The following is a 12,177-nucleotide window of genomic DNA, read 5'->3' on the forward strand; positions in this document are numbered from 1 at the left end:
TCGACGACCGACGCAGCGGACCGGTCGGGGGCCGGGCTCGGACAAGTCGCCCGCGGAAGACGCAGCAATAACCGGCGGGAGGAGTGCCGTTGCCGGACGAGGTCGTGCCCGTGGCACCGACATCGGGAGCGTCCGCGGACGCCGCCCGCGTCCCTTCGCGGGACGGGTCGGACCGGGCCAACCGGCAAGCACCGGACGTCGCGGCCGAGGCGCCTGCCCGCGCCGACGGCCCCGAGGCGGCCGCAGCCGAGGGCAAGCCCCGGCCCCCTGGGACCGCGGAAGGAACCGGCGGAGCGGGGGGAGCCGCCCCTGCGGCGTCCGCCGACTCCGGCGGATCCGGATCCGACGGGCCCGGATCCGACGCATCCGCGGCCGAGCCCGCACCTGCCGCGGCCCCCGACCCGGCCGGGCGCGAAGGCGGCGGCGTGGGGCACGGCGAGGCGGCGGCCGGCGCGGCCGGCCCGGAATCCCGCAACCAGCCGGCCCGCCCGCCCGTGGTCCGGCGTACCGGATCCGGCGACCGGGTGCGCAGCCTGCGCGGCGACACCGGCGGCCGGGTGCGCGCCCGGCTGGCCCGGCTCGGCGTGCAGCGCAGCAGCGTCTACAACCCGGTCCTCGAACCGCTGCTGCGGATCGTCCGGGCCAACGACCCCAAGGCCGACCTGCGCGAGATCGAGCGGGCCTACACCACCGCCGAACGCTGGCACCGCGGCCAGCGGCGCAAGAGCGGCGACCCGTACATCACCCACCCGCTGGCCGTCGCGACCATCCTGGCCGAGCTGGGCATGGACCCGCCGACCCTGATGGCCGGCCTGCTGCACGACACCGTCGAGGACACCGACTACGGCCTGGAGACGCTGCGCCGCGACTTCGGCGACACCGTTGCCATGCTCGTGGACGGCGTCACCAAGCTCGACAAGGTCAAGTTCGGCGAGGCCGCGCAGGCCGAGACGGTCCGCAAGATGGTCATCGCGATGGCCAAGGACCCCCGCGTCCTGGTCATCAAGCTCGCCGACCGGCTGCACAACATGCGCACCATGCGCTACCTCAAGCGCGAGAAGCAGGAGCGCAAGGCCCGCGAGACGCTGGAGATCTACGCCCCGCTGGCCCACCGGCTGGGCATGAACACCATCAAGTGGGAGCTGGAGGACCTGGCGTTCGCCATCCTCTACCCCAAGATGTACGACGAGATCGTGCGGCTGGTTGCCGAGCGCGCGCCCAAGCGCGACGAGTACCTCGCGGTGGTCATCGACCAGGTCCAGCAGGACCTGCGGTCGGCGCGCATCAAGGCGACGGTGACCGGGCGGCCCAAGCACTACTACTCCGTCTACCAGAAGATGATCGTCCGCGGCCGGGACTTCGCGGAGATCTACGACCTGGTCGGCATCCGCGTCCTCGTCGACTCCGTCCGCGACTGCTACGCGGCGCTCGGGACCATCCACGCGCGGTGGAACCCGGTGCCGGGGCGGTTCAAGGACTACGTCGCGATGCCCAAGTTCAACATGTACCAGTCGCTGCACACGACGGTCATCGGGCCCGAGGGCAAGCCGGTCGAGCTGCAGATCCGCACGTTCGACATGCACCGCCGCGCCGAATACGGCATTGCGGCGCACTGGAAGTACAAGGCGGAGGCGGTCGGCGGCAACCGCGCCGCGGCCGACGCCAAGGCGTCCAAGAAGGACAACAGCCAGGTCGGCGACATGGCGTGGCTGCGCCAACTCCTGGACTGGCAGCGGGAGACCGACGACCCGGGCGAGTTCCTGGAGTCGCTGCGCTTCGACCTGTCCTCGCAGGAAGTCTTCGTCTTCACCCCCAAGGGCGACGTCATCGCGCTGCCTGCCGGTTCGACACCGGTCGACTTCGCGTACGCGGTGCACACCGACGTGGGGCACCGCACCATCGGGGCCCGGGTCAATGGCCGCCTCGTCCCGCTGGAAAGCCGCCTTGACAACGGCGACTTGGTGGAGGTCTTCACCTCCAAGGCGGAGACCGCCGCACCCAGCCGGGACTGGCTCGGCTTCGTCAAGTCGCCGCGCGCCCGCAACAAGATCCGGCAGTGGTTCTCCAAGGAGCGCCGCGAGGAGGCCATCGAGCACGGCAAGGAAGCCCTCACGCGCGCCATGCGCAAGCAGGGCCTGCCGCTGCAGCGCCTCATGACCAGCGGGGACGCGCTGGTCACGCTCGCGCACGAGCTGCGCTACCCGGACATCTCCTCGCTGTACGCCGCGATCGGCGAACAGCAGGTCTCCGCGCAGCACATCGTGCAGCGCCTGGTCGCCTCACTGGGCGGCGAGGACGGCGCCACCGAGGACCTCGCCGAGGTCACCACGCCGACCGCGACGCGGCGCGCCCGGCGGTCCAGCGGCGATCCGGGCGTCATGGTCAAGGGCGTCGAGGACATCTGGGTCAAGCTCTCGCGGTGCTGCACGCCGGTGCCGGGCGACCCGATCATCGGCTTCGTGACGCGCGGCAGCGGCGTCTCGGTGCACCGCAAGGACTGCGGCAACGTCGAGTCGCTCTCGCAGCAGGAAGAGCGCATCGTCGAGGTCGAGTGGGCGCCTACCGCGTCGTCGGTGTTCCTGGTGGCCATAGAGGTCCAGGCGCTGGACCGGTCGCGGCTGCTGTCGGACATCACGCGGGTGCTGTCCGACCAGCACGTGAACATCCTGTCCGCGTCGGTGACGACGAGCCGGGACCGGGTGGCGCTGAGCCGCTTCACGTTCGAGATGGGCGACCCGAAGCACCTGGGACACGTGCTGAAGGCGGTGCGCGGCGTCGAGGGCGTGTTCGACGCGTACCGCGTGACGAGCGGGCGCCAGCAGGGCTGAGCGGCCGGAACCGGACGTAAGCGAGGGGCTCCGCGGCGGTCCGCGGAGCCCCTCACTTGTACCTGTCCTGCGCGGTCAGGCCGACCGGGCGGCTCAGCCCCCGACCGGGCCCCGCCAGATGGTCCGGGTGATCTGCCAGTAGGCGCTGGCCTTCGTGCGGTCCGGCTTGGCGACGATCTTGATCGCGCCGACCAGGCCCTCGCGCTTGTTCTTGAAGCACACGATCGAACCCTCGGTCAGGAGGGTGTACGAGATGCGCCCGTCGACCGCGTAGCGGGTGTCGCCCTGGCAGGTCTCGTAGTCGCCGACCTGCTTGGGGTCGAGCAGGACCAGCTCGGTGCCGGACAGCCGCTCGTAGCTCTCGTTGAACTGGATCATGTCGCCGTCGCAGTAGTCGTACGCGACCGGCGTGGCGATCTTCAGGCTCACGCAATACCCGTCCGGCACGTTCATCGGGATGGTGCTGATCTCGCCGCCTTCGGGGAAGCCGCTTGCGATGGCCCCGGGCGACTTGCTCGCCGAGGACGTGTTGGTACGCCCGGTCGAGGGGGTCGAGGTCGGCGTCCTCGAACCCGTGGCCGACGCGCTCGGCGAAGAGCCGTTCGGGCCCGTCGCGGTGGGGCCGGTCGGGAGGCTGAGGCCGGCGTTCTCGCCTTGCGCTTCCTTCTTCTTGTCGTCGTCGTTGCCCATGAGGCCGATCGCGACGCCGCCGCCCGCGGCGCCCAGGACCAGCACGGCGACCAGCGCGATCAACGCGCGGCGCTTGCGCTTCCGCTTCAGTGCCGGGTCCTTGGGCAGCTGCGGCGGCTGCTCGTTCTGCCGGGCCGTCACGTCGGCGACGAGAGTGGCCGGCAGCCAGCCGTCGGCGATCTGCAGCCGCGAGTCGCCGGACACGCTGCGGCACAGCTCGATGACCTGGGCCGGGGTGGGGCGCTCCGCCGGGTCCTTCGCGAGCAGCCGCGCGACGACCTGGCGTACCGGCTCCGGGCACAGGGAGAGGTCCGGCTCCTCGTGCACCACGCGGTACAGGATCGAGGTGTCGGTGCCCTCGCCGAACGGGCCGACGCCGGTGGCTGCGAAGACCGCCAGCGCACCGAGCGAGAACATGTCGGACGCGGGCCCGGCGGGCTTGCCCTGGGCCTGCTCGGGCGCCATGTACGCGGGCGTCCCGATGCTCATCCCGGTGCTGGTCAGCGGGGTCGCGTCGGCGGCGCGCGCGATGCCGAAGTCGATCACGCGCGGGCCGTCCGCGGCCAGGATCACGTTGGACGGCTTCAGGTCGCGGTGCACCACGCCCGCGGAATGCACCGACTGCAGCGCCTCCGCGACGCCCGCGGTGAGCACGAGCACGGTCTCGGCGGGCAGCGGGCCGTGCCGGTGGACCGCCTCGTTGAGCGGGGGGCCGGCGACGTACGCGGTGGCCAGCCAGGGCTGCGCCCCGTGCGCGTCGGAGTCCAGCACGGGCGCGGTGAACAGGCCTTGAACGCGCTGCGCGGCGGCGACTTCCTGCTGGAAGCGGCGGCGGAACTCGGCGTCGTCGGCGAACTCGCCGCGGATCACCTTGAGGGCGACGGGCCGGCCGCCGGGCGTGGCGGACAGGTAGACGCGCCCCATACCGCCGGCGCCGAGCCGGGCACGCAGCAGGTAGCCGCCGATCGTGCGCGGGTCGTCGCTCTCCAGCGGACGCAGCGCGGCCCGGTCGGGACCGCCGGACCAGGCAGGACGGTCGGCGCCGCGGGTGGCTGCTGCGGGGGCGGGAGCGGGCGCGGGCGCCACGGCCGGGTTCGGCTCGGTGGGGAGCGCGTGCGGGGCGGCCGGAGCAGCGGGCCGCGGGGTGGCCGGGACGGACGGGGCAGCCAGCGCGGAGGGCGTGAAGGCGGGGCCGTCCACGGTCTCGGGCTCGACCCGGGGGACGGCGGGTGCCGCAGGGGGTGCCGGCGGGGGAGCGGCGGGTGCCGCGGGCGGAGCCGCTGGAGGTCCGGCCGGGCGCGGCGGGGGGCCGACACGCGGGGCCGCGGCGGGCGGAGGCGGCGGAGACGACGCCGGGGGAGCGGCGGGATGTGCCACGGGAGGTGCCGCGGGAGGTGCCGCAGGGGCGACCGGGCTTGCGGAGCCCGCGAGTTGCGCGGCAAGCGCGGCCCGCCAGCGCTCTTCCCAGCCCGCCGGGTCCGCTCCGCACGCGGTCACCAGATCGAGCGTGACCTGCAGCGGAGGTACCAGCGCGCCGGCCAGCGCCGCGGTCAGAACTGCCTCGTCGACGCCGATGCGGGCGGCGAGTTCGCCCGTCTCGACGTCCACGGCCTGGCCCCGGACCTGACGCAGTTCGCGCGCAAACTCGGTCAAGGGCTCACCGACGGACATATGACTCCCCGAAGTCCCAGCTATGCAAGTGTGTTGGATGACGCGTCACATCATCGCGGATCTTGCCGGCGCGACGCGCGGGGGAACTCCATTGCCCTGCAAGCGTGAACACCTGAACAACGGTCTGAACAAGCGGGGCCGCGAGCGGACGCCGGCACCGGAGGCGGCACGCGCACATGCGGATCCGCGGGCACGCCGATGCCTGGACACGCCGAGACGAGGACCCCTGAGCGCCGACCCCTGAGCGCCGACCCCTGAGCGCCGACGCTTGACGCCGATCCTTGAGCGCCGATCCACGTGTGCGCCGACGCGCGGACACGCAGAGACGCGAACGGGCCCGGGGCGGTCTTCGCCCCGGGCCCGTTCAGGTCCGGCCGGCCGCTCGTTGCGGCCGTACTGCTTCTCGGTGCTGCCTCAGCGTCTGCTTCCGGCGCCGGGCGTCAGCCGCTGAACTCCTCCAGCGCCTTGCGCGCCTCGGCGAGCCACTCCTCGCGGGCCGCGACCGCCTCGTCGGCCTCGCGGGCCTTGCGGTCGTTGCCGGCCGCCCGCGCCTTGTCGCCCTGCGCCTTGAGCTTGTCGATCGACGCCTGCAGCTGGTCCACGGTGGCCTGCGCCCGGGCCCGGGCCTCCGGGTTGGTGCGGCGCCACAGCTCTTCCTCGGCGTCCCGGATGGCCCGCTCGACCGCGTGCAGCCGGGCCTCCATCTTCGGGCGCGCGTCGCGCGGGACGTGGCCGATCTCCTCCCAGCGCTCGTTGACCGAGCGCAGCCCCGCGCGGGCCGTCTTCACGTCCTCGACCGGCAGCAGCGCCTCCGCCTCGACGAGCAGCTGCTCCTTGAGGTTCTGGTTGTCGCGCTGCTCGGAGTCGCGCTCGGCGTAGACCTCGCCGCGGGCCGCGAAGAACACGTCCTGGGCCGCCCGGAAGCGCTGCCACAGGCTCTCTTCGACGTCCCGCTGCGCGCGGCCGGCGGCCTTCCAGTCGCGCATCAGGTCGCGGTAGCGCGCCGAGGTGTCGTTCCAGTCGGTCGACGTCGACAGCGCCTCGGCCTCGGCGACCAGCCGCTCCTTGGTGCGGCGCACGCCCTCGCGCTGCTGGTCCAGCTCGGCGAAGTGGCTCTTGCGGCGCTTGGCGAAGACCGAGCGGGCCTGCGAGAAGCGGTGCCACAGCTCGTCGTCGGTCTTGCGGTCCAGCCGCGGCACGGCCTTCCAGGAGTCCACCAGGGCCCGGAGCCGCTCGCCGGCCTGCCGCCAGTCGGTGCTCTGCGCCAGCTGCTCGGCCTCGGTGACGATGCGCTCCTTGGCGCCGTGCGCCTCCTCCTGCGCCTTGGCGCGGGCCACCTTGCGCTCTTCGCGGCGGCTCTCGACCACGCCGCCGAGCGCGTCGAGGCGCTTCACCAGGGCGTCGAGGTCGCCGACCGCGTGCGCGTCGACGATGTTCGCGCGCAGGTGCTCGATCGCGGTGGCCGCGTCCTTCGGCGCCAGGTCGGTGGTCCGTACACGCCGTTCCAGGAGCTCGACCTCGACGACGAGCCCCTCGTACTTGCGCCGGAAGTAGGCAAGGGCCTCGTCCGGGGAACCCGCCTGCCACGACCCGACGGAACGCTCACCGTCCGCGGTCTTGACAAAGACGTTTCCCTGCTCGTCGACGCGGCCCCACGGGTCGCTGCTCACAGCGGCCTCCTTCGATGCTGAATGCGGCGCACTTTACACAGGAGTCGGGGGCGGCGGGCGTGCCGCCGCCCCGTAACGGCGGCGATTCGGCCGGATGACGCCTGACGGCTGGTCAGGACTCCATCATGCCGAGGTCGGAGCCGGTACGGGGCCCGCTGCGCGGGCGGGCCCCTGGGCGTCCCTCTTACGGTCCCTGTGGGTGTCCCTGCGGGCGTCCCGGGTCAGGACTTCTTGGTGACCGTCACATCGTTGAGGACGACGTTCTCGTGCGGCGCGCCGTCCTCGCTCATGTCCTCGGTGCCGCCCGCGACGACCTTGTCGAGGACGTCCATGCCGGCCGTGATCTTGCCGAACGGTGTGTAGTTCGGCGGCAGCGCCGAGGCGGTCTTGACCAGGAAGAACTGGCTGCCGTTGGTGCCCGGGCCGGAGTTCGCCATGGCGACGGTGCCGGCCGGGTAGGTCGCACCCTCCAGGTTCTCGTCCGCGAACTTGTAGCCGGGGCCGCCGGTGCCCGTACCGGTCGGGTCGCCGCACTGCAGCACCGTCATCGCGCCGGTGGTGAGGCGGTGGCACTTGGTGTGGTCGAAGTAGTTCTTCTCGGCCAGGAAGTTGAACGAGTTCACGGTCTTGGGCGCCTTGGCGGCGTCCAGCGCGATCGTGATGTCGCCGCAGGTGGTCTTGAGGACCATCTCGTACGCGGCCTTGGTGTCGATCGACATCGCCGGCTCGGTCGGGTGCGTCTGGTTCTCGGGCTGGCCCGGCAGCGCTTCGGCGCACTGGCGCGGCTTGGTGTTGCCCGTGATGGGCAGCTCGTCCGATGCCGCGGTCGTCTTGCCCTTGTCGTCGTCGTCGAGCGCGGTGGCCACCCAGGTGCCGCCGCCGGCCACCACGAGGACCGCCACGACGGCGCCGATGAGCGCGTTGCGCTGCTTGGCCTTGACCCGGGCTTCCGCCCGCCGCACGGCCTGGCGCTCGTGCTTGGCACGGGCGAGATGCCGCTGGCGCTGCTCCTTGCTGACCACCGCGTGTTCTCCTGATTCGACTTCGACGCTCGACGCTTCGACTGCTTGTTCGGCCGGAACGGCTGGCACGGCACCCTGGTCGGCCCGCCATCCGGGTCGCGACCTGCGGTGATGCACCGGGACGCCGAAAGCGGGCGACTGGCGGACAGTGTAGGCGCGCACGGGGAACCGGTTCGCTAACCGCCCCCGCGCGCCGGTACCCTCGGACGAGGATTCCCACGTCCGCCGCATACTGCCGTCTGATCGTCCGCCCCGGAAGACCCTCCGGTTGCAATCGGGGCGCGATCCACCTTCGAGACAGCCGAGGACCAACGTGATCATCGCCGGGTTCCCCGCCGGGGCATGGGGCACCAATTGCTACGTGGTGGCCCCCGCCGCGGGCGAAGAGTGCGTGATCGTCGATCCCGGCCAGGATGCGTTCGACGGCGTCCAGGACATCATCCGCGAGAACCGCCTGCGCCCGGTCGCCGTGCTCCTCACGCACGGCCACCTCGACCACATGTGGTCGGTCATGCCGGTGTGCGCCGAGCACAAGGTCCCCGCGTGGATCCACCCCGACGACCGCGAGCTGCTGTCCGACCCGGGCAAGGGCATCTCGCGCGCGCTCGGGCAGCAGATCTTCGGCGGCATGACGTTCACCGAGCCGGACGAGGTCCGCGAGCTGACCGACGGCGCCACCCTGGACCTCGCCGGCCTGGAGTTCCGGGTCAGCCATGCGCCCGGCCATACCAAGGGGTCGGTGACCTTCGGCACCGGGGCAGAGGCGGACATCCCGCCCGTCCTCTACTCGGGTGACCTGCTCTTCGCCGGCTCCATCGGACGCACCGACCTGCCCGGCGGCGACCACGCGCAGATGCTGCAGTCGCTGTCCCGGGTGGTCCTGCCGCTGCCGGACGAGACCGTCGTCCTGTCCGGGCACGGCCCCCAGACCACGATCGGCCGCGAGCGCGCCACGAATCCGTACCTGCAGGAGCTGGCGCCCGGGTCGGGACCTCGCCGAGGAATGTGACGGAACGCAAGACGTGAGTACTTTTTCCGCCCCCAAGGGCACCTTCGACATGCTCCCGCCGTATTCGGAGACGTTCAACCGGATCCGGATCCAGTTCGGCCTCGAACTGCGCGACGCGGGCTTCCAGTACATCGAGACGCCGGTGTTCGAGGACACCGGCCTCTTCGTGCGGGGCGTCGGCGAGTCGACGGACGTGGTCTCCAAGGAGATGTACACGTTCCCCGACCGCGCCGGCCGCTCGCTGACGCTGCGCCCCGAGGGCACCGCGGCCGTCGTACGGTCCGTGCTGCAGCACAACCTGCAGGCCCAGCGCCTGCCGGTGAAGCTGTGGTACTTCGGCCCGTACTTCCGCTACGAGACGCCGCAGGCCGGCCGCACCCGGCAGTTCCACCAGGTCGGCGCCGAGGCCATCGGCAGCCAGGACCCGCTGGTCGACGTCGAGATGATCGCGCTGGCCGTGGAGGGCTTCCAGAAGCTCGGCCTGCGCAACTTCCGGCTCCAGCTCAACTCGCTGGGCTGCAAGGAGTGCCGGCCGGCGTACCGGGCCAAGCTGCAGGACTTCCTGCGCGCCCTGGACTTGGACGAGGACACCCGCCGCCGCATCGAGATCAACCCGCTGCGCGTCCTCGACGACAAGCGTCCCGAGGTGCAGGCGCAGCTCACCGACGCACCGCTGATCACGGACAACCTGTGCGAGGCATGCGCCACGCACCACGAGTTCGTGCGCAGCATGCTCGACGACCTGAAGATCGCGTACGAGGACACCCCGAAGCTGGTCCGCGGCCTCGACTACTACGTGCGCACCATCTTCGAATTCGTGCACGACGGCCTCGGCGCGCAGTCCGCGATCGGCGGCGGCGGCCGCTACGACGGCCTCGCGCAGGAGCTCGGCGGCCCCGAGCTGCCGTCCGTCGGCTGGGCTCTGGGCATCGGCCGCACCATGATCGCCATGGAGGACGAAGGCCAGGAGATCGAGACCGGCGCCGACTGCGACGTCTACGGCGTGGCGCTCGGCGAGGCGGCCCGCCGCGAGGTGTTCAAGCTGATCACCGAGCTGCGGCTGGCCGACATCCCGGCCGACATGGCGTTCGACGGCAAGAAGCTCAAGGGCGCCATGAAGGCCGCCGACCAGTCGGGCGCGCGCTACGCGCTCGTCGTCGGCGAACGCGATCTTGCCGAGGGCGTCGTCCAGTTGAAGGACCTCACCACCGGCGACCAGACGGCCGTCGCACTCGACGCCGTGGTCGACACTCTCAAGGAGAAGCTGCAGTGATCCGCACCCATGACGCCGGTACGCTCCGCGCGGAGCACGCCGGGACCACCGTGACGCTCGCCGGCTGGGTCGCCCGGCGGCGCGATCACGGCGGCGTGGCGTTCGTGGACATCCGGGACGCGTCCGGGACCGTCCAGGTCGTCTTCCGCGACCTGGACGCGGTCCACGGGCTGCGCGGCGAGTACTGCGTCAAGGTCACCGGCGACGTGCGGATCCGCCCCGAGGGCAACGAGAACACCGAGATCCCGACCGGTGCGGTCGAGGTCCTGGTGACCGACTTCGAGGTGCTCTCCGAGGCGGCCCCGCTGCCGTTCCCGATCGAGGAGTACACCCCCGGCACGGTGAACGAGGAAGTGCGGCTGCGCTACCGCTACCTCGACCTGCGCCGCCAGCAGATGGCCCGCAACCTGCGGCTCCGCTCGCAGGTCACGCAGATCATCCGCGACGTGCTGGCGGACAACCGCTTCCTGGACATCGAGACGCCCTACCTGACGCGCTCGACGCCGGAAGGCGCCCGCGACTTCGTGGTGCCGGTCCGCCTGCAGCCGGGCACCTGGTACGCCCTGCCGCAGTCGCCGCAGCTGTTCAAGCAGCTGCTGATGGTGGCCGGCATGGAGCGCTACTACCAGATCGCGCGCTGCTTCCGGGACGAGGACTTCCGCGCCGACCGGCAGCCCGAGTTCACCCAGCTCGACGTCGAGATGTCGTTCTGCGACCAGGAGGACATCCTCGCCCTCACCGAGCAGGTCCTCGCCCGCATCTGGCGCGAGGTCAAGGGCGTCGAGCTCGAACTGCCGCTGCCGCGCATGGCGTACGCCGAGGCGATGGGCAAGTACGGCTCGGACAAGCCCGACCTGCGCTTCGGCGTGGAGATCGCGGACCTGACCGGGTACTTCGAGGGCACCGACTTCCGGGTCTTCCAGTCGGAGTTCGTCGGCGCGATCGTGATGCCGGGCGGCGCCGGGCAGACCCGCAAGGAGCTCGACGGCTGGCAGGACTGGGCGAAGGCGCGCGGCGCGCGCGGCCTCGCGTACGTCCTGGTCGACGCCGAGACCGGCGAACTGCGCGGCCCGGTGGCCAAGAACCTCTCCGAGGCGCATCTCGGCGGGCTGGTCGAGGCCGCGGGTGCGAAGCCGGGCGACGCCATCTTCTTCGCCGCGGGCCGGCGTACCGCCTCGCTCGAACTCCTCGGCGCGGCGCGCCTGGAGATCGGCAAGCGCTGCGAGCTGATCGACGAGTCGGCGTGGAACCTGCTGTGGGTCGTGGACTTCCCGATGTTCGAGCCGATCGAGGACGACAAGGGAAACTTCCAGGGCTGGCACGCCATCCACCACCCCTTCACGGCGCCGACCGCGGAGTACCTCGACACGTTCGACAAGGACCCGGGCGCGGCCCTGTCGAACGCGTACGACATCGTGCTGAACGGCACCGAGATCGGCGGCGGTTCGATCCGTATCCACCGCGCGGACGTGCAGAAGCGCGCGTTCGAGGCGATCGGGCTCTCGGACGAGGAAGCGCAGTCGCAGTTCGGGTTCCTGCTGGACGCGTTCCAGTACGGCCCGCCGCCGCACGGCGGGATCGCGCTCGGCCTGGACCGCCTGGTGGCGCTGCTGGCCGGGGCGGAGTCGATCCGCGACGTCATGGCCTTCCCGAAGACCGCCACCGGCGGCGACCCGCTGACCGGCGCGCCGACGGCGATCACCCCGGCGCAGCGCCGCGAGGCGGGCATCGACGCCAAGCCGAAGTCGGCGGAGGCGGACGCCAAGGGCGAGGGCAAGGCCGACGCCAAGGCGGAGGTTGCGGCGGAGGCTGTGGCCGAGGCCAAGGCAGCTCAGTAGGCATCGGCGGCCGCGTAGTCACCCGGCATTAGCAGATGGCCCGGTCCCCAGCAGCGGGGGCCGGGCCATCTGTGGATAAGCGGCGGCTTCGCCAGGCTTGCAGAAACGTCTCTGCACACCGCGCCGTCGAACGGCTTTCCGTGCTCCTCCGGTTGCGTAGCGTTTCTTCTGGATCC

Annotated in this window: 7 protein-coding genes; 4 read left to right on the plus strand and 3 right to left on the minus strand. The window is 71.8% G+C overall.

Annotated elements, in window-relative coordinates; genetic code table 11:
- Positions 1-89 precede the first annotated feature (89 nt).
- Positions 90-2,828 (plus strand): RelA/SpoT family protein, encoded by a 2,739-nt coding sequence (locus LZ495_RS17705; protein ID WP_268822952.1) that lies wholly within the window; start codon positions 90-92, stop codon positions 2,826-2,828.
- Positions 2,829-2,921: 93 nt separating this feature from the next.
- Here LZ495_RS17705 and LZ495_RS44900 read toward each other — a convergent pair whose 3' ends face one another.
- From LZ495_RS44900 to LZ495_RS17720, 3 genes are all read right to left on the minus strand, one after another.
- Complete coding sequence (locus LZ495_RS44900) at positions 2,922-5,171, minus strand: serine/threonine-protein kinase (protein WP_372498586.1); 2,250 nt, start codon at positions 5,169-5,171, stop codon at positions 2,922-2,924.
- 458 nt (positions 5,172-5,629) lie between these two features.
- Positions 5,630-6,859: a DUF349 domain-containing protein gene (locus LZ495_RS17715; RefSeq protein ID WP_235053201.1), complete on the minus strand. Its 1,230-nt coding sequence runs from the start codon at positions 6,857-6,859 to the stop codon at positions 5,630-5,632.
- 221 nt (positions 6,860-7,080) lie between these two features.
- Complete coding sequence (locus LZ495_RS17720; protein WP_235053334.1) at positions 7,081-7,881, minus strand: peptidylprolyl isomerase; 801 nt, start codon at positions 7,879-7,881, stop codon at positions 7,081-7,083.
- Between the two features lie 313 nt (positions 7,882-8,194).
- Between LZ495_RS17720 and LZ495_RS17725 the strand changes: the two genes are divergently transcribed.
- Genes LZ495_RS17725 through aspS form a run of 3 tightly spaced genes read left to right on the plus strand, consistent with a single transcriptional unit; the run spans position 8,195 to position 12,001 of the window.
- Positions 8,195-8,890: an MBL fold metallo-hydrolase gene (locus LZ495_RS17725; RefSeq protein WP_235053202.1), complete on the plus strand. Its 696-nt coding sequence runs from the start codon at positions 8,195-8,197 to the stop codon at positions 8,888-8,890.
- A 13-nt stretch (positions 8,891-8,903) separates the two neighbouring features.
- Entirely contained in the window at positions 8,904-10,163 is a 1,260-nt protein-coding gene (hisS, locus tag LZ495_RS17730; protein ID WP_235053203.1) for a histidine--tRNA ligase, read from the plus strand.
- Entirely contained in the window at positions 10,160-12,001 is a 1,842-nt protein-coding gene (gene aspS, locus LZ495_RS17735) for an aspartate--tRNA ligase (RefSeq protein ID WP_235053204.1), read from the plus strand. Before hisS ends, aspS begins: the two co-directional genes overlap by 4 nt.
- Positions 12,002-12,177: the final 176 nt, after the last annotated feature.

This window comes from Yinghuangia soli, from assembly GCF_021502675.1.
Lineage (GTDB): Bacteria > Actinomycetota > Actinomycetes > Streptomycetales > Streptomycetaceae > Yinghuangia > Yinghuangia soli.